15 protein-coding genes are annotated in these 18,321 nt (G+C 69.8%); 10 read left to right on the top strand and 5 right to left on the bottom strand.

Annotated elements, in window-relative coordinates:
• The first annotated feature begins 12 nt into the window (after positions 1-12).
• The 3 genes from ABZT74_RS07740 (at position 13) to ABZT74_RS07730 (ending at position 5,199) form a co-directional block, all read left to right on the top strand.
• Complete coding sequence (locus tag ABZT74_RS07740) at positions 13-1,233, top strand: sensor histidine kinase (protein ID WP_356433723.1); 1,221 nt, start codon at positions 13-15, stop codon at positions 1,231-1,233.
• Positions 1,230-1,913 (top strand): response regulator transcription factor, encoded by a 684-nt coding sequence (locus tag ABZT74_RS07735; RefSeq protein WP_355870551.1) that lies wholly within the window; start codon positions 1,230-1,232, stop codon positions 1,911-1,913. Before ABZT74_RS07740 ends, ABZT74_RS07735 begins: the two co-directional genes overlap by 4 nt.
• 154 nt (positions 1,914-2,067) lie before the next feature.
• Positions 2,068-5,199 (top strand): efflux RND transporter permease subunit, encoded by a 3,132-nt coding sequence (locus ABZT74_RS07730; RefSeq protein WP_356433722.1) that lies wholly within the window; start codon positions 2,068-2,070, stop codon positions 5,197-5,199.
• Positions 5,200-5,292: 93 nt separating this feature from the next.
• Here ABZT74_RS07730 and nadA read toward each other — a convergent pair whose 3' ends face one another.
• A complete protein-coding gene (gene nadA, locus ABZT74_RS07725; RefSeq protein WP_355870556.1) occupies positions 5,293-6,477 on the bottom strand; it encodes a quinolinate synthase NadA in 1,185 nt (394 codons plus the stop codon).
• Between the two features lie 335 nt (positions 6,478-6,812).
• On the opposite strand from nadA, the gene ABZT74_RS07720 reads away from it, so the two are divergent.
• Positions 6,813-7,169 carry an iron-sulfur cluster assembly accessory protein gene (locus ABZT74_RS07720; RefSeq protein WP_168527757.1) on the top strand — a complete coding sequence of 119 codons (357 nt, stop codon included), beginning with the start codon at positions 6,813-6,815 and terminating at the stop codon, positions 7,167-7,169.
• Positions 7,170-7,388: 219 nt separating this feature from the next.
• Here ABZT74_RS07720 and ABZT74_RS07715 read toward each other — a convergent pair whose 3' ends face one another.
• Positions 7,389-8,885, bottom strand: a complete 1,497-nt coding sequence (locus ABZT74_RS07715; RefSeq protein ID WP_356166151.1) for a hypothetical protein — start codon at positions 8,883-8,885, stop codon at positions 7,389-7,391.
• Between the two features lie 458 nt (positions 8,886-9,343).
• Positions 9,344-9,586, bottom strand: coding sequence for a hypothetical protein (locus ABZT74_RS07710; protein ID WP_356165721.1), 243 nt, complete (start codon positions 9,584-9,586; stop codon positions 9,344-9,346).
• A 134-nt stretch (positions 9,587-9,720) separates the two neighbouring features.
• Here ABZT74_RS07710 and ABZT74_RS07705 point away from each other — a divergent pair, with 134 nt between their 5' ends.
• Positions 9,721-10,695, top strand: a complete 975-nt coding sequence (locus ABZT74_RS07705; RefSeq protein ID WP_356165718.1) for a carbohydrate kinase family protein — start codon at positions 9,721-9,723, stop codon at positions 10,693-10,695.
• Positions 10,696-10,746: 51 nt separating this feature from the next.
• On the opposite strand, the gene ABZT74_RS07700 is transcribed toward ABZT74_RS07705, so the two are convergent.
• Positions 10,747-12,147 carry an aminotransferase class V-fold PLP-dependent enzyme gene (locus ABZT74_RS07700; RefSeq protein ID WP_356165716.1) on the bottom strand — a complete coding sequence of 467 codons (1,401 nt, stop codon included), beginning with the start codon at positions 12,145-12,147 and terminating at the stop codon, positions 10,747-10,749.
• Positions 12,148-12,488: 341 nt separating this feature from the next.
• Between ABZT74_RS07700 and coxB the strand changes: the two genes are divergently transcribed.
• The 4 genes from coxB to ABZT74_RS07680 all read left to right on the top strand — a co-directional run bounded on the left by coxB (position 12,489) and on the right by ABZT74_RS07680 (position 16,945).
• Positions 12,489-13,415: a cytochrome c oxidase subunit II gene (gene coxB, locus ABZT74_RS07695; protein ID WP_356433824.1), complete on the top strand. Its 927-nt coding sequence runs from the start codon at positions 12,489-12,491 to the stop codon at positions 13,413-13,415.
• Complete coding sequence (gene ctaD / locus ABZT74_RS07690; protein ID WP_081216799.1) at positions 13,412-15,148, top strand: cytochrome c oxidase subunit I; 1,737 nt, start codon at positions 13,412-13,414, stop codon at positions 15,146-15,148. Before coxB ends, ctaD begins: the two co-directional genes overlap by 4 nt.
• Positions 15,145-15,543 carry a cytochrome c oxidase subunit 4 gene (locus tag ABZT74_RS07685; protein ID WP_081216798.1) on the top strand — a complete coding sequence of 133 codons (399 nt, stop codon included), beginning with the start codon at positions 15,145-15,147 and terminating at the stop codon, positions 15,541-15,543. The genes ctaD and ABZT74_RS07685 overlap by 4 nt, the downstream gene beginning before the upstream one ends.
• 130 nt (positions 15,544-15,673) lie before the next feature.
• On the top strand, positions 15,674-16,945 hold the full coding sequence (locus ABZT74_RS07680; RefSeq protein ID WP_355870569.1) for an Ig-like domain-containing protein: 1,272 nt from the start codon (positions 15,674-15,676) through the stop codon (positions 16,943-16,945).
• Positions 16,946-17,033: 88 nt separating this feature from the next.
• Here the strand turns inward: ABZT74_RS07680 and ABZT74_RS07675 are convergent, their stop codons facing one another.
• On the bottom strand, positions 17,034-17,435 hold the full coding sequence (locus ABZT74_RS07675; RefSeq protein ID WP_356165713.1) for a hypothetical protein: 402 nt from the start codon (positions 17,433-17,435) through the stop codon (positions 17,034-17,036).
• A gap of 202 nt (positions 17,436-17,637) precedes the next feature.
• On the opposite strand from ABZT74_RS07675, the gene ABZT74_RS07670 reads away from it, so the two are divergent.
• Entirely contained in the window at positions 17,638-18,258 is a 621-nt protein-coding gene (locus tag ABZT74_RS07670) for a heme-copper oxidase subunit III (protein WP_081216795.1), read from the top strand.
• The last annotated feature ends 63 nt before the right edge of the window (positions 18,259-18,321 follow it).

The raw sequence follows: 18,321 nt of genomic DNA, 5'->3' as shown, positions 1-18,321 counted from the left end.
ACCGTGGGCGGGGTGAGCACCGTGGAGCGTACGAGGGACTGGCTGCGGGCCCACCCCCTCGCCCTGGACGCAGCCCTCGCCACCGGCGTCCTCGCCTGTATGGCGGCCGGCTCCTTCGTCGATCCGCACGGTGAGAACGGCACGACCTGGAGCGCCCGCACCCCCGACGCCCTCAGCCTCGTCCTCATGGTGCTCGGTTCCGGCGCGCTCGTCTTCCGCCGCCGGGCCCCCATGAAGGTCCTCGCGGCGACCGTCGGGTTCTCCCTCGTCGAGCTGTTCACCGGCGATCCCCGGGCCCCGGTCGTGATGTCCGCCGTCGTCGCCCTGTACACCGTGGCCTCGGCGACCGACCGTCCCACGACCTGGCGGGTCGGACTGGTCACCATGACCGTGCTGACCGCCGTCGCGATGCTCGCCGGACCACTGCCCTGGTACGCCCAGGAGAACCTCGGCATCTTCGCCTGGACCGGCATGGCCGCCGCAGCCGGCGACGCCGTCCGCAGCCGGCGCGCCTTCGTGGACGCCATCCGGGAGCGCGCCGAACGCGCCGAACGCACCCGTGAGGAGGAGGCACGCCGACGGGTCGCCGAGGAACGGCTGCGCATCGCCCGCGACCTGCACGACGTCGTCGCCCACCACATCGCGCTCGTCAACGTCCAGGCGGGCGTCGCCTCCCACGTCATGGACAAGCGTCCCGACCAGGCCAAGGAGGCCCTCGCCCACGTACGCGAGGCCAGCCGGTCGGCGCTGAACGAGCTGCGCGCCACCGTGGGTCTGCTGCGCCAGACCGGCGATCCCGAGGCCCCCACCGAACCCGCCCCCGGACTGGCCCGGCTCGACGAACTTGCCGACACCTTCCGCAACGCGGGCCTGCCCGTGGAAGTGGCCCGCTCCGACCAGGGCGCCGTGCTGCCCGCCGCCGTCGACCTGGCCGCGTACCGCGTGATCCAGGAGGCCCTGACCAACGTCCGCAAGCACGCGGGGCCGGGAGCGAAGGCCGAGGTCAGCGTCGTCCGCGTCGGGGACCACGTGGAGGTGACCGTCCTCGACAACGGGCCGGGACAGGACGTCGTCCCGCAGGAGGGCGGCGGCCACGGGCTGCTCGGCATGCGGGAGCGGGCCACCGCGATCGGCGGGAGCTGCACGGCCGGTCCCCGCTACGGAGGCGGCTTCCGCGTCCATGCGATCCTTCCGGTCAAGAACCGCGCGCCTGCCCTGGGGGATCCCGTATGACCATCCGTGTCGTGCTCGCCGACGACCAGGCACTGCTGCGCAGCGCGTTCCGCGTGCTGGTCGACTCGGAGCCGGACATGGAGGTCGTGGCCGAGGCGTCCGACGGCGCCGAGGCGGTCGCGCTGACCCGCAGCGAGCGCCCCGACGTCGTGCTCATGGACATCCGCATGCCCGGCACGGACGGCCTCGCCGCCACCCGCCTCATCACCGCCGACCCGCGCCTCGCGCACGTCCGGGTCGTGATGCTGACGACGTTCGAGGTCGACGAGTACGTGGTGCAGTCGCTGCGGGCCGGCGCCTCCGGGTTCCTCGGCAAGGGCGCCGAACCCGACGAACTGCTCGCCGCCATCCGGATCGCGGCCGGCGGCGAGGCCCTGCTGTCCCCGGCGGCGACCAAGGGGCTGATCGCCAAGTTCCTCGCGCAGGGCGACGGCGCCGAGGACGGGCCCGGCCGGGCCGGCGTCGGCCGGCTCGCCGCACTCACCGGGCGCGAGCGCGAGGTCCTCGTCCAGGTCGCCGGAGGACACTCCAACGACGAGATCGCCGAGCGCCTCGAGGTCAGCCCGCTCACGGTGAAGACACACGTCAACCGGGCCATGGCCAAACTCGGCGCCCGCGACCGGGCCCAGCTCGTCGTGATCGCGTACGAGTCCGGCCTGGTACGCCCACGGGTGGACTGAGGTTCACCTGGGCGTACTGCGCCTGGAGTAGGTTCCGCGTAAGGAAATGGACCCAGGGGCTACGGATCGTCGCCCGTTCATGGCCCAGGGTGTGACGTGGGGTACCCACGCTCCCCGCCTTCCGCTCGAACCACAGAAGAGAGACCCACCACCCATGTCCTGGCTGTCCAGATTCAGCCTCGCGCAGCGGGCCCTCATCGGGCTGATGTCGATCATCGCGCTCGCCTTCGGGGCGATAGCGATCCCCCAGCTCAAGCAGCAGTTGCTGCCCACCATCGAACTGCCCATGGTGTCCGTGCTGGCGCCGTACCAGGGTGCCTCTCCGGATGTGGTCGAGAAGCAGGTCGTCGAGCCCATCGAGGACAACCTCGAAGGCGTCGACGGCATCACGGGTGTCACCTCGACCGCCGCCGAGGGCAACGCCGTGATCATGGCGTCCTTCGAGTACGGCAACGACACCAAGCAGCTCGTCGCCGACGTCCAGCAGGCCGTGAACCGGGCCCGCGCCCAGCTCCCGGACAGCGTGGACCCGCAGGTCATCGCCGGTTCGACCGACGACATGCCGACCGTCGTCCTCGCCGTCACCTCGGACAAGGACCAGCAGGCGCTCTCCGACCAGCTCGACCGCACCGTCGTCCCGGCCCTCGAGGGCGTCGGCCGTGTCACCGTCGCCGGTGTGCGGGACCTCCAGGTCACCGTCACGCCCGACGACAGGAAGATGGCGAAGGCCGGACTCACCTCCACGGCCCTCGGCCAGGCCCTGCAGGCAGGCGGGGCGACCGTCCCGGCCGGCTCCTTCGACGAGGACGGCAGCAACCGCACCGTCCAGGTCGGCGGCGGCTTCACCTCGCTCGGCCAGATCAAGGACCTGATGGTCTCCGGCGGCCCCGGCAAGAAGCCGGTCCGCCTCGGCGCCGTCGCCGACGTCCGGCAGGAGCAGGCCCCGGCCGACTCCATCACGCGCACCGACGGCCGCCCGAGCCTCGCGGTGAGCCTCACCATGGACCACGACGGCAGCGCGGTCGCCATCTCCGACGCCGTCAAGGACAAGCTCCCCGGACTGCGCAAGGACCTCGGCGCCGGCTCGACGATCACCGTCGTCAGCGACCAGGGACCCGCCGTCTCGAAGTCCATCCACGGCCTGACCACCGAGGGCGCCCTCGGCCTCCTCTTCGCGGTCCTGGTCATCCTGGTGTTCCTCGCGTCGGTCCGCTCGACGCTGGTCACCGCCGTCTCCATCCCGCTGTCGGTGGTGCTGGCGCTGGTCGTCCTGTGGACCCGCGACCTGTCGCTCAACATGCTGACGCTCGGCGCGCTCACCATCGCGATCGGCCGGGTCGTCGACGACTCGATCGTCGTCCTGGAGAACATCAAGCGGCACCTCGGATACGGCGAGGAGCGCGAACAGGCGATCCTCGCGGCGGTCCGCGAGGTGGCCGGAGCGGTCACCTCCTCGACCCTCACCACGGTCGCCGTCTTCCTGCCGATCGGTTTGACCGGCGGCATGGTCGGCGAACTGTTCGGCTCCTTCAGCCTGACGGTCACGGCGGCGCTCCTGGCCTCCCTGCTCGTCTCGCTGACAGTCGTCCCGGTGCTCTCCTACTGGTTCCTGCGCGCGCCCAAGGGCACGCCCGCGGACGCCGAGGAGGCCCGGCGCAAGGCCGAGGAGAAGGAGGAGCGCAGCCGTCTGCAGCGCTTCTACGTCCCCGTCCTGGGCTTCGCGACGCGTCGCCGCCTCACCAGTGTGCTGATCGCGGTCGCCGTCCTCGTCGGCACGTTCGGCATGGCGCCCCTGCTGAAGACGAACTTCTTCGACCAAGGCGACCAGGAAGTCCTCACCGTCAAGCAGGAGTTGAAGCCCGGCACCAGCCTGGCCGCGACCGACGCGCAGGCGAAGAAGGTCGAGAAGCTCCTCGGCGGCATCCAGGGCGTCAAGAACTACCAGGTCACCATCGGCTCCTCCGGCTTCATGGCGGCCTTCGGCGGCGGCACGGACACCAACCAGGCGTCCTACCAGGTCATGCTGGACGACTCGGCGTCGTACGAGGACGTCCAGGACCGCATCGAGAAGGGGCTCGGCGAGCTCTCCGGCGTCGGCACCACCACGGTGTCCGCCGGTGACGGCTTCGGCAGCCAGGACCTCAGCGTCGTCGTGAAGGCCGCCGACGGGGACGTGCTGCGGGAAGCCGCGAGCACGGTCCGTGACGAGGTCGCGAAGCTCGACGACGTCACCGACGTCACGAGCGACCTCGCGCAGAGCGTGCCGCGCATCTCGGTCAAGGCCAACTCCAAGGCTGCCGCGGCCGGTTTCAACGACGCCACGCTCGGCGCCGCCGTCGGCGAGGCGGTCCGCGGGACGACCAGCGGCAAGGCGATCCTGGACGACTCCGAGCGGGATGTCGTCATCCGGTCCGCCGAGCCGGCCACCACGCTCGCGGAGCTGCGCGGGCTGCGGCTCGGCGCGGTGAAGCTCGGTGACATCGCGGACGTGAAGCTGGTCGACGGGCCGGTCTCGATGACCCGGATCGACGGTCAGCGCGCGGCCACCATCACGGCCAAGCCGACCGGCGACAACACGGGCGCGGTCAGCGCGGACCTCACGGCGAAGCTCGACAAGCTGAAGCTGCCCGCGGGCGCAACGGCGTCGATCGGCGGCGTCTCGTCGGACCAGGACGACGCGTTCGCGTCGCTGGGCCTCGCGATGCTGGCGGCGATCGCGATCGTCTTCATGCTGCTGGTGGCGACGTTCCGCTCGCTGATCCAGCCGCTGATCCTGCTCGTGTCGATCCCGTTCGCCTCGACCGGCGCGATCGGCCTGCTCGTCCTCACCGGCACCCCCATGGGCGTTCCGGCGATGATCGGCATGCTGATGCTCATCGGCATCGTGGTGACCAACGCGATCGTGCTGATCGACCTCATCAACCAGTACCGCAGGCAGGGGTACGGCGTGGTCGAGGCCGTCGTCGAGGGCGGCCGGCACCGGCTCCGTCCGATCCTGATGACGGCACTGGCGACGATCTTCGCCCTGCTGCCGATGGCGCTGGGCGTGACCGGTGAGGGCGGCTTCATCGCGCAGCCGCTCGCGGTCGTCGTGATCGGCGGTCTCATCACCTCGACGCTGCTGACCCTGCTGCTCGTCCCGACGCTCTACGCGATGGTCGAACTCCGCAAGGAGCGCCGGGCGAAGAAGAAGGCGGCGAAGCGGGCGGCGACGTCCGGTCAGGACGACGTCAGTCACGAGGGCCACGAGGACAAGGACAAGTCCCCGGAGCCGGCCGGAGTCTGACCCGGTTCCGCACAAGGGCCCCCGTCCCGGCGTTCACGCGCCGGGACGGGGGCCCTCGTGTCGCCGCGGGCCCAGGGCCCGCGGGAGCACGGACTACGGCAGTGCCAGCATCCGCTCCAGCGCCAGCTTGGCGAACGCCTCGGTCTCCTTGTCGACCTCGATGCGGTTGACGAGGTTGCCCTCGGCGAGGGACTCCAGGGTCCACACCAGGTGCGGCAGGTCGATGCGGTTCATCGTCGAGCAGAAGCAGACCGTCTTGTCGAGGAAGACGACCTCCTTGCCCTCGGGCGCGAACCGCTTCGCGAGGCGTCGCACGAGGTTCAGCTCGGTGCCGATCGCCCACTTGGAGCCGGCCGGGGCGGCCTCCAGGGCCTTGATGATGTACTCCGTGGAGCCGACGTAGTCGGCCGCCGAGACGACCTCGTGCTTGCACTCGGGGTGCACGAGGACGTTGACACCGGGGATGCGCGCGCGGACGTCGTTCACCGAGTCCACGCTGAAGCGGCCGTGCACCGAACAGTGACCGCGCCACAGGATCATCTTCGCGTCGCGCAGCTGCTCCGTGGTGAGCCCGCCGTTCGGCTTGTGCGGGTTGTAGAGCACGCAGTCGTCCAGGGACATGCCCATGTCGCGGACGGCGGTGTTGCGGCCGAGGTGCTGGTCGGGCAGGAAGAGCACCTTCGAACCCTGCTCGAAGGCCCACTCCAGGGCCCGCTCGGCGTTCGAGGACGTGCAGATCGTGCCGCCGTGCCTGCCCGTGAACGCCTTGATGTCGGCGGAGGAGTTCATGTACGAGACGGGCACGACCTGCTCGGCTATGCCGGCCTCGGTCAGCACGTCCCAGCACTCGGCGACCTGCTCGGCGGTGGCCATGTCGGCCATCGAGCAGCCCGCGGCGAGGTCGGGGAGGACGACCTTCTGGTCGTCGCCGGTGAGGATGTCCGCGGACTCGGCCATGAAGTGCACACCGCAGAACACGATGTACTCGGCCTCCGGGCGGGCCGCCGCGTCCCGGGCGAGCTTGAAGGAGTCACCGGTCACGTCCGCGAACTGGATGACCTCGTCGCGCTGGTAGTGGTGGCCGAGCACGAAGACCTTGTCGCCGAGCTTCTCCTTGGCCGCGCGGGCGCGCTCGACCAGGTCCGGGTCGGACGGCGAGGGCAGGTCGCCGGGGCACTCGACGCCGCGCTCGCTCCTCGGGTCGGCCTCGCGGCCGAGCAGCAGCAGGGCGAGGGGCGTCGGCTGTACGTCGAGATCCTGGGTCTGGGCGGTGGTCACGACACGCACCCTTTCTGTTCTGCGGCTCGCCGGGCTCCCAAGGGGGCGGGCCCGGCGGAACGATACCTTTTCGTCTAATTGACGTTATCTATCATAACCGCTTCACGTCATGTTGACGACGTCCATAGCGTCCATGTGACGTGAATCCCGGTCGCCGTTCCGGCGGGGTGCCTCCGGCGTCCGTGGGGTTGTCCACAGGCCGTGGCCCGTGCGCGGGCGTGTGTGCGAGCATGAACGGAGAAGGCAAAGACACGCACACGGCCCGGAATGAATCCGCGGCCCCGCCGGTTGCAACCGTCGGCAAGCAGTCTCCGTACAACCCGGGAGAGAAGCAGATGTCCGTATCGGACGAGACCACCACCGTGAGCGACGGCATCATGCTGTCCGACGCCGCCGCGGGCAAGGTCAAGGCCCTGCTCGACCAGGAAGGCCGTGAGGACCTGGCGCTGCGCGTCGCCGTTCAGCCCGGCGGCTGCTCCGGTCTGCGGTATCAGCTGTTCTTCGACGAGCGCTCCCTCGACGGCGACGTCGTGAAGGACTTCGGCGGCGTCAAGGTCGTCACCGACCGCATGAGCGCCCCGTACCTCGGCGGCGCCTCCATCGACTTCGTGGACACCATCGAGAAGCAGGGCTTCACGATCGACAACCCGAACGCGACGGGCTCCTGCGCCTGCGGCGACTCCTTCAGCTAGGACGGCACGGCCCGGCCGGGCCCGGCATCGACCGGGCCCGGGTTCGCCGGTGCCGACTGCCACTGAGCCGAGCCCGCGGCTCACGGCTCCGGTCGAACACGCCCGCACGCCGAGTACGGACGAAGGCGGCGTCCCCCTCCGACAGGGACGCCGCCTTCGTGTATCCGGAACCCGCCGGACCGCCGCAGCCGGCCCAGCGCTCCGCCGGGACCGGGTTCGCTACCGCGGTCCCGCCGCGGTGGAACCGGACGCCGCGGGACCGGTGACCCGCCCCTGATGGATCGCCCGGCCGTCACTCCCGACGACGCTCCGGCCGTCCAGGGGTCCGTCCAGCCGCACCGTCCGCTCGTAGATTTTGGCGATCATGATGCAGACCTTGCCCTGCTCGGGCTTCTCCGTGACCGTGACGGTCACCTGGTCCCCGCTCTCCTTCGCCGCGGCCGTGTACTCGGCGCACACCCCGCCCGTGAAGGAGACGGTCAGCTCCCTGCCGTCGGCCGTGTAGCCCTGGACGCGCACATCCCGCGTGGTCGCCGACGGGGACGGCTTCTCGCCCGGCGACGTGGGAGCCGGAGTCGGCAGGCCCGGTGACCCGGGCCCGGCCAGGAACTCGGGGTCGATCGCCGGATGGGTCACGGTGTAGGTGTCCCCGGCACCCGGCGCCCGCACCTCGAACAGCCATGACGGCACCAGTGCCTGCCGCCCGTCCGCCCGGTGCGCCGCCAGTCCGAAGGTCGCCTTCTCCACGGTCACCGTCGGCGCCCGGCCCGCCGCGGTCGGGTGCTCGCACGGCATCTCGTCCCGGTCCTTCAGCGGTACGGGGCTGGCGCAGCCGCCGATCCCCATGCGTCCGCCTCCCGACGGCGAGGCGCCCGAGGCGGACCCGTTCATCAGGTCCAGCGTCCGCCGCGCGCCGACGACCGGGTACGTGTCGCCCTTCACCGGCGTCTTCAACTGGCCGCTGCCGCCGATGACATGACCCTCACCGTCGATCCGCAGACCGGTCGTCCACCCGTAGGTCGGCAGACCGCCCACCACCGGGTCGGCGTTCACCACCCTGACGCGGTCCATGAGCTGGGTGGCGTCGACCTTCGCCTCGTCCTGGCCCACGGCCTTCAGCACGGGAGCGGCCGCCTTCCTCGCCGCGGCCTCGCTGACCGGACCCGGTCCCTGCCCCGACGGAACGCCCGACCCGCCGGGCCGGCACGGCTTGCCCCGGGGGCAGTTGTCGGTCCCGGGGATCGCGTAGCTGAACGTCCAGGTCCCCGGAGCGTCCGCGTTCACCCGCAGGTTGGGCTCCGAACCGTCCTTCACCGCGCCGACCGTCCAGGCGTCCCCGACCAGCCGGGGCGTGCCCGCCAGGTCCAGCGCCTTCGCGAGCCGCTCCACCTCCGCCCGCGTCACGCTGCCCTCGGCCCAGTGGACCGGCGCGGAGCCGGGCCCCGCCGGGAGCGTGCCCTCGGCGCGGTAGGTCGTGCCGTAGGGGTCGGGCTCGCCGGGGGCGATGCCGTTCGAGCCGCCGGAGGGTCCGGTGCTCGTGGCCGTCCCGGAGTAACCGTCGAGCGTGAGCGGCGGGGGAGTGCCGGCGTCGCCGGGCGCCCCCGAGGAGCCGCTGCCGCCCGCCGCGCTCGTGGCGACGTAGGCGCCACCGCCCCCGACGAGCAGCACCGCCGCGGCGACCGCGACGATCACGGGGGTGTGCCGACGACGCGGCACGGCCGGACCGTCGCTCGCGTCGCGCTCCCCGGAAGGCACCGCGACAGGCGCTTCCCCGGAGTCCCCGGAGTCCCGGTACTGTCCGGACTCCGGGGGCTCCCCGGACTCCCCGGAGGGGCGCTCGTCGCCGGCCTCGGCGCCCTTGGCGGCGGGTTCCGGGACGGTGTCCTCCGCGGCGTCCTCGACAGGACCCCTGGCGTCACCCTCGACGGGATCGGTCGCGTCGTTGTCGGGTCGCTCGGTGCTCACCGCATCGCTCCTTCGGCTCCACTGCTGTCCCCTGGCCGGGCCCTGTCGAAGACGGGCTCCGCAAGGTCGTACACCGCATCCCCCTTACAGGGGACAGCGATGGGACGCAGCGGGGGAGCGCACGGTTCCCTGCGGGCGCTCCGCGCGTTTCACCCGGACGGCGGCGCCGGGTCCTCACCCGGACGGCGGCACCGCTCCGGCGCCGCGCGTCAGTCGCCGTAGTCGGACATCTCGTCCAGCATCCGCGCGGAGGTGGACGGCACGGTCACCCCGCGGATGAGGGAGGGGGAGACAGGAAGACCGCCGGGACCGCCGGGAAGGGCGGAGGCCGTGGTGGGAGCAGCCCAGTTACCGGCCATACGGGCACAGTCGCCGCGCAGCGTCGCGAGATCACCGTCCAGGTCGCCGGCCGGGCCGAGCGGAGCGGTGCCTGGGACCTTGAGGTTCGTCATACCGGCACCGTATGCATGCCTGCCGTCACGAAGAAAGATCTACTATCGGGTAGTTTTGCCCGCTTCAGAGGTCCCGTGCCGAACCGGTAGCGTTAACTGTCAATCCCCTCCCCTCGCAGGAGCGTGTCCTAGCCGTGCGTATCGCAGTCACCGGCTCCATCGCCACCGACCACCTCATGACCTTTCCCGGCCGTTTCGCCGACCAGTTGGTCGCGGATCAGCTGCACACGGTCTCCCTTTCCTTCCTGGTCGACAACCTCGACGTCCGCCGGGGCGGGGTCGGCGCGAACATCGCGTTCGGCATGGGCCAGCTCGGCACCCGGCCGATCCTCGTCGGGGCGGCCGGCTCCGACTTCGAGGACTACCGCGCCTGGCTGGACCGGCACGGCGTCGACACCGACTCCGTCCGCATCTCCGAGGTGCTGCACACCGCGCGCTTCGTCTGCACGACGGACTCCGACCACAACCAGATCGGCTCGTTCTACACGGGCGCGATGAGCGAGGCCCGCCTCATCGAGCTCAAGGCCGTCGCGGACCGGGTCGGCGGCCTCGACCTCGTCCTGATCGGCGCGGACGACCCCGAGGGGATGCTCCGCCACACCGAGGAGTGCCGCTCCCGCGCGATCCCCTTCGCCGCCGACTTCTCGCAGCAGATCGCGCGCATGAACGGCGAGGAGATCCGGATACTGCTGGACGGCGCGACGTACCTCTTCTCCAACGAGTACGAGAAGGGCCTCATCGAGTCCAAGACCGGCTGGACCGACGAGGAGATCCTCTCCAAGGTCGGCCACCGAGTGACCACCCTCGGCGCGCGCGGTGTCCGCATCGAGCGCGTCGGCGAGGACCCGATCGAGGTCGGCTGCCCGGAGGAGGAGCTCAAGGCGGACCCGACCGGTGTCGGCGACGCGTTCCGGGCCGGTTTCCTCTCCGGCCTGGCCTGGGGCGTCTCCCACGAGCGCGCCGCCCAGGTCGGCTGCATGCTCGCCACCCTCGTCATCGAGACGGTCGGCACGCAGGAGTACCAACTGCGCCGCGGCCACTTCATGGACCGCTTCACCAAGGCGTACGGCCACGAGGCCGCCGCCGAGGTGCGGACACACCTCTCCTAGCGTGACCGGCGGACCCCGGGACCACGCCGGATCGGGTCCTGCCGTGACCGACTAGGACAGCCGGCGGACCACATAGGCCGAACCGTGGTCCGCCGGTTCCTCACCGACGTACTCCTGCCCCCGCATCTCGCACCACGCCGGGATGTCGAGCCGGGCCGCCTCGTCGTCGGCGAGGACCCGGACCGTGCCACCGACCGGCACGTCCCCGATGACCTTGGCCAGCTCGATGACGGGGATGGGGCAGCGCCGGCCCAGCGCGTCGACCACCAGCGCGTCGACCACCCGGGAGTCGACCGGGGCGGCGGGTTCCGTGACCGCCGACGTCGGCGCGCCGAGCCTCTCGCGCACCGCCGCGACCGTGTCCGGCAGCGCCGCGAGGAACCGCTCGACGTCCTCCTCCGGGGTCCCCGGCGGCAGCGACACCCGGACGTTGCCCTCGCTCAGGACGCCCATGGCCTTCAGGACATGGCTGGGAGTGAGGGTGCTGCTGGTGCACGAGGAGCCCGAGGAGACGGAGAAGCCCACCCGGTCCAGCTCGTGCAGCAGTGTCTCTCCGTCGACATAGAGACAGGAGAAGGTGACGATCCCCGGCAGTCGCCGGACCGGGTCGCCGACCACCTCGACATCCGGGACCAGGCCGGGCACGCGTCCCCGGATCCGCTCCGTCAGTTCCCGCAGCCGCACCGCCTCCTGTGCGGCCTCCGCGTGGACCGCGCGCAGCGAGGCGGCCGCCGCGACCACGGCGGGGATGTTCTCGAAGCCCGGCGCCCTTCCCGACTCCCGTTCGTCCGAGGGCCCTTGGGGAGCGAACCGGGTTCCCTTGCGCACCACGAGCAGTCCGACCCCCGAAGGCCCGCCCCACTTGTGGGCACTTGCCGTCAGCAGGGACCAGTCGCCCTCCACCCGGCCCCAGCCCAGCGACTGCGCCGCGTCCACCAGGAGCGGCACACCCGCCCCCCGGCACACCTGTGCGACCTCCTCCACCGGCTGCTCGGTGCCCACCTCGTGGTTGGCCGACTGCAGACAGGCGAGCGCGGTGTCGGCGCGCAGGGCCCCGGCGTACGAGGAAGGGGACACCCGGCCCGTCCGGTCGACCGGGATCCGTGTCGCCGTGCCGCCCGACGCCTCGTGCAGCTCCGCCGAATGGAGTACCGACGAGTGTTCGACGGCTGACACGATCAGGTGGGCTCCGACGCGCCGCCGGCCCGCCAGGGCGCCCGCGATACCGGAGTGCACCGCGCGGGTCCCGGAGGTGGTGAAGGTCAGCTCGTCCGGGCGGCAGCCCACCGCGTCGGCCGCCGCCTCACGCGCGGCGTCGAGCAGCAGCCGGGCCCGCCGCCCCTCCCGGTACAGGCGGGCGGGGTCGGCCCACCCCTCGTCGAGCGAGGCCTGCAGGGCCTGTCGGGCGACGGGGTGCAGCGGAGCCGCGGACGCGGCGTCGAAGTAGGACACGCCACCACGCTAGTCCGTCGCCCCAAAGGGCCGTCAGAAGGCATCCGGAGTGGGGCATTCCAGGACGCGGAGGAGTGCCCTCCAGGAGAAACAGCACTCCTTCGGGGAGTCGGGCGGCGCGTTGGGCACCCTCCCCGCGCGACCCCAAATAGCGTCCAGTAGGGTTTGGTCCGCATAAACATCCAAACCCCTGCCCGACGCAGGGCGGCGACCGACCAGCGAGAAGGCCGCAGCCAACAGCGCGGGCGAGACTCTCGGGAAGGCGCTACGTGAGTCCCAACGGCTCCGACCTCCCCCACGCCCTGGGGGGCGCGGGCGGTACCCCCACGCCGCGGCGCCCGATGCGGCGGAAGCTGCTGCAGGCAATGACTGCGGGCCTGGTCCTGGCGACAGCCACTGGTTGCTCGTACAACTGGGAAGACTTCCCCCGCCTTGGTATGCCCACCCCGGTGACGGATGAGGCTCCGCGGATCCTCTCCCTCTGGCAGGGCTCGTGGGCGGCCGCGCTCGCCACGGGCGTGCTGGTCTGGGGCCTGATCCTGTGGAGCGTCGTCTTCCATCGGCGCAGCCGGACCAAGGTCGAAGTTCCTCAGCAGACCCGGTACAACATGCCCATCGAGGCGCTGTACACCGTGGTCCCGCTCATCATCGTCTCGGTGCTGTTCTACTTCACGGCCCGCGACGAGACGAAGCTCCTCAGCCTCGACAAGAAGCCCGACGTCACGGTCAACGTGGTGGGCTTCCAGTGGAGCTGGGGCTTCAACTACGTCGCGGACGTACCCGGCTCCTCCGGGAACGCCAAGACAGATCCGAACCTGGCGGCCATTCCGGACCGGTTCAAGAAGGACTTCCCGGTGAACGCCGGCGGTGTCTACGACGTCGGTACGCCCGGCACGAAGAACCCGCAGACGGGCAACCCGGGTCCGACTCTCTGGCTCCCCAAGGGCAAGACGGTCCGCTTCGTCCTCACTTCGCGTGACGTCATCCACTCCTTCTGGGTGGTGCCGTTCCTCATGAAGCAGGACGTCATCCCGGGGCACACCAACTCCTTCCAGGTGACCCCGAACCACGAGGGCACCTTCATGGGCAAGTGCGCCGAGCTGTGCGGTGTCGACCACTCCCGGATGCTCTTCAACGTGAAGGTCGTCTCCCCCGAGCGCTACGAGGCCCACCTCAAGGAGCTCGCGGCGAAGGGACAGACCGGTTACGTCCCGGCCGGCATTGAGCAGACGGGCCACGAGAAGAACCGGGAGACGAACAACCTGTGAGCATCCTCAATGAACCCCAGGGTGCCGACGCAGCCGAAGACTCGTACGAGAGCGAGCTGCCGGTTCGGCGCAAGCAGCCCGGCAGTGTTGTGATCAAGTGGCTCACCACCACGGACCACAAGACGATCGGCACGTTGTATCTGGTCACGTCGTTCGCGTTCTTCTGCATCGGCGGCGTCATGGCGCTGCTCATGCGTGCCGAACTGGCGCGCCCCGGACTGCAGATCATGTCGAACGAGCAGTTCAACCAGGCGTTCACGATGCACGGCACGATCATGCTGCTGATGTTCGCGACGCCGCTGTTCGCCGGTTTCACGAACTGGATCATGCCGCTGCAGATCGGCGCGCCCGACGTGGCGTTCCCGCGGCTGAACATGTTCGCCTACTGGCTCTACCTGTTCGGCTCGACGATCGCGGTCGGTGGCTTCCTCACCCCGCAGGGCGCTGCCGACTTCGGCTGGTTCGCCTACAGCCCGCTGTCCGACGCGGTCCGCTCGCCGGGCATCGGCGCCGACATGTGGATCATGGGTCTGGCCTTCTCCGGCTTCGGCACCATCCTCGGCGCGGTCAACTTCATCACCACGATCATCTGCATGCGCGCTCCCGGCATGACGATGTTCCGCATGCCGATCTTCGTCTGGAACGTGCTGCTCACCGCCGTACTGGTGCTGCTCGCCTTCCCCGTTCTCGCGGCGGCCCTGTTCGCCCTGGAGGCGGATCGAAAATTCGGGGCGCATGTCTTCGATGCGGCCAACGGCGGAGCACTGCTCTGGCAACACCTCTTCTGGTTCTTCGGCCATCCAGAGGTGTACATCATCGCGCTGCCGTTCTTCGGCATCATTTCCGAGGTCATCCCGGTGTTCTCCCGTAAGCCGATGTTCGGCTACATGGGTCTCATCGGCGCGACCATCGCGATCGCCGGCCTGTCCGTGACCGTGTGGGCGCACCACATGTACGTCACCGGTGGCGTACTGCTCCCGTTCTTCTCCTTCATGACGTTCCTCATCGCCGTACCGACCGGCGTGAAGTTCTTCAACTGGATCGGAACGATGTGGAAGGGCTCGTTGTCCTTCGAGACACCGATGCTCTGGGCCGTCGGCTTCCTCATCACCTTCACCTTCGGTGGTCTGACCGGCGTCATCCTGGCCTCGCCGCCGATGGACTTCCACGTCTCGGACTCGTACTTCGTGGTGGCGCACTTCCACTACGTGGTGTTCGGCACCGTGGTGTTCGCGATGTTCTCCGGCTTCCACTTCTGGTGGCCGAAGATGACGGGCAAGATGCTCGACGAGCGGCTCGGCAAGATCACCTTCTGGACGCTGTTCGTGGGCTTCCACGGCACGTTCCTGGTGCAGCACTGGCTCGGTGCCGAGGGCATGCCGCGTCGCTACGCGGACTACCTCGCGGCCGACGGCTTCACCGCGCTGAACACGATCTCGACGATCAGCTCGTTCCTGCTCGGCCTGTCGATCCTGCCGTTCCTCTACAACGTGTGGAAGACGGCCAAGTACGGCAAGAAGGTCGAGGTCGACGACCCGTGGGGCTACGGCCGCTCGCTGGAGTGGGCCACCTCGTGCCCGCCGCCGCGGCACAACTTCCTCACCCTGCCGCGGATCCGCAGTGAATCCCCGGCGTTCGACCTGCACCACCCCGAGATCGCCGCGCTCGACCAGCTCGAGCACGCCGGTTCCGGCTCGTCGGCTCTCGCTGGTGGCAAGGAGGCCGGCAAGTGAAGGTCCAAGGCAAGATGTTCCTCTGGCTCGCCGCGTTCATCCTCGTCATGGGGATCGTCTACGGCGTGTGGTCCAAGGAGCCGGCCGGCACCACGGCCCTCTTCATGGGCTTCGGCCTGAGCGTGATGATCGGCTACTACCTGGCCTTCACGGCCCGGCGGGTCGACCAGCTGGCGCAGGACAACAAGGAGGCCGACGTCGCGGACGAGGCCGGCGAGGTGGGCTTCTTCAGCCCGCACAGCTGGCAGCCGCTCGCGCTCGGCGTCGGTGGCGCCCTGGCCTTCATGGGCGTCGTCTTCGGCTGGTGGCTGCTCTACTTCTCGGCCCCGATCATCGTGATCGGCCTGTGGGGCTGGGTCTTCGAGTACTACCACGGTGAGAACCGCACCCAGTAGCACGCGCTGAACCCCGGGGAGCCCGGACACTCCGTCAGGAGAGTCCGGGCTCCCCCGTTTGCCACGACTTCTGTCCCTCACTCGGCCCACCCGGCGCGCCGTCCTTGACGGGCGTTCATAGCGTGAGCTCATGAACCACTCACCGCGAATCCGCACGGTCGTCAGCTGCACCGCGCTGGTGGTCGCCCTCGGAGCGGGCGTCACCGCCTGCGGCTCCGACGGCCACCCGCTCTCGGCGAAGCCGTACGACGCGGCGGGACAGATCTCGTTCAACGGCCCCGTCGGAGAGAGCAAGAAGCCCGGCAAGGTCGACCCCGACAAGCCGCTCGAAATCACCTCCGAGGATGACGACGGGCGCATCACCGACGTGACGGCCACCGACGCGTCAGGACGCTATGTGGCGGGCGAACTGGCCGCCGACGGCAGTCGCTGGCACAGCACCTCCCCGCTGGCCGCAGGAGCCCACTACACGGTCCGGGTGAGCACCGAGGACGAGGACGGCGCCCCCGGGCGCAAGGTTCTCGGCTTCGACACCAGCACCCCCAAGACCAAGAAGACGCTCGACGTCGAGTTCGGCCCCAAGGCCGGCAAGTACGGGGTCGGTCAGCCCGTCACCGCCGAACTGAGCGCCCCCGTCAAGGACAAGGCGGCCCGCGCGGTCGTCGAGCGTGCCCTCAAGGTCGACTCCTCGCCCGCCGTGGAGGGCACCTGGCACTGGGTGGACGACAAGACGCTCCACTACCGGCCCAAGGAGTACTGGCCCACCCACGCCACCATCACGGCGCACAGCAACCTCGCCGGCATCAAGATCGGTGAGCGGCTGTGGGGCGGCAACGCCAAGACCCTGAAGCTCACCACGGGCGACCGGCTCATCGCCGTCACCGACGCCGGCTCGCACGAGATGACGGTCTACCGCAACGGCGAGCAGATCAACGAGATCCCCGTCACCACCGGCAAGCCCGGCTTCGAGACCCGCAACGGCGTCAAGGTCGTGCTGGGCAAGGAGTACTACGTACAGATGCGCGGTACCAGCATCGGTATCGCCGAGGGCAGTTCGGATTCCTACGACCTGCCCGTGTACTACGCCACACGGGTGACCTGGAGCGGCGAGTACGTGCACGCCGCGCCCTGGTCCACCGGTTCGCAGGGGTCCGCCAACGTCAGCCACGGCTGCACCGGCATGAGCACCAGCAACGCCGAGTGGTTCTTCGACACCTTCAACGAGGGTGACATCGTCAAGGTCGTCAACTCGAACGGCGACATGATGGACCCGTTCGGCAACGGCTTCGGTGACTGGAACCTCGGCTGGAAGAGCTGGCGCGAGGGCAGCGCGCTCGTGGCCGGATCACCGGACGCCCCGACTCCGGCCGAGCGCGCGAGGCTTCGCCCCGAGAGTGTGTGAGACCGCGCCGCTCCGGGCCCTGTCGTCACGTCCCCGTCGTCCGCAGGGCGGGCGGGGATGCCACGGCAGGGCCCGGAGGCGCGGATTCTCAGACGCTCTGCAGGTTCTTGCGGCGCAGCAGGGCGGCCAGGGACTCGGCGAACTCCACCGGGTCGACCGGAAGGGTGACCGCGGCGTCCGCACGGCTCCAGGTGGCCAGCCAGGCGTCCTGAGGGCGCCCGATGAGGACGAGCGCGGGCGGGCAGTCGAAGATCTCGTCCTTGATCTGCCGGCAGACGCCCATGCCGCCCAGCGGAACCGCCTCGCCGTCCAGCACGCACACGTCGATGCCGCCCTTGTCGAGCTCCATGATGACGGCGGCCGGCGTCGCGCACTCGACGAACTCCACGACGGGAACGTCCGGAGCGGGCCTGCGCCCGGTGGCGAGCCGCACCTGTGCGCGGGTGTTGGAGTCGTCGCTGTAGACCAGCACCGTGGCGGTCGGCTGCATTCTTCCTCCGGGACGTCGGCGTCGTACGGACATGAAGCGGCCGGGCCGGCCGGAGCCTGCCCGATGCGCGGATGCTACTCCCTTGAACACCTCGTCAACACCGGTTCGGACAGGGCTTCGATGGGCCATACGGGCTGGACACACCCCGTCAACACTCCGAACGGCACCCCCCGGGGTGAGGGCGGGATAAGCGACCGACATAATGTCGGTCGTGGCGACAGCAACGACAGTAGAAACCGGGCACGCGCACCCGTCGGTCAATCGGCCGAACCTCACCAGCGTCGGAACCATCATCTGGCTGAGTTCCGAGCTGATGTTCTTCGCGGCCCTCTTCGCGATGTACTTCACCCTGCGATCGGTGACCGGGCCGGATCACTGGAAGGAAATGGCGTCCAGCCTGAACCTTCCGTTCTCGGCGACGAACACCACGATCCTGGTGCTCTCCTCCCTGACCTGTCAGCTCGGCGTCTTCGCCGCCGAGCGCGGGGACGTGAAGAAGCTCAGGATGTGGTTCACCGTCACCTTCATCATGGGTGCGATCTTCATCGGCGGTCAGGTCTTCGAGTACACCGAACTGGTCAAGAAGGACGGGCTCTCGCTCTCCTCCGACCCGTACGGCTCGGTGTTCTACCTGACAACCGGCTTCCACGGACTGCATGTGACGGGCGGACTCATCGCCTTCCTGCTGGTCCTTGGTCGCACCTATGCGGCTCGGCGGTTCACTCACGAGCAGGCAACCGCCGCCATCGTCGTGTCCTACTACTGGCACTTCGTCGATGTCGTCTGGATCGGCCTCTTCGCCACGATCTACCTGATCAAGTAATCGGGCCCGGAGCCCGAAACATCCAGAAGCACCGACGCAGAAGATCCTGACACCGGGGTAATC

This window comes from Streptomyces sp. NPDC005302 (genome assembly GCF_040607345.1).
Classification (GTDB): Bacteria; Actinomycetota; Actinomycetes; order Streptomycetales; family Streptomycetaceae; genus Streptomyces.
The sequence above is the reverse complement of the archived record's forward strand: the minus strand, read 5'-3'. Positions and strand labels throughout refer to the sequence as shown.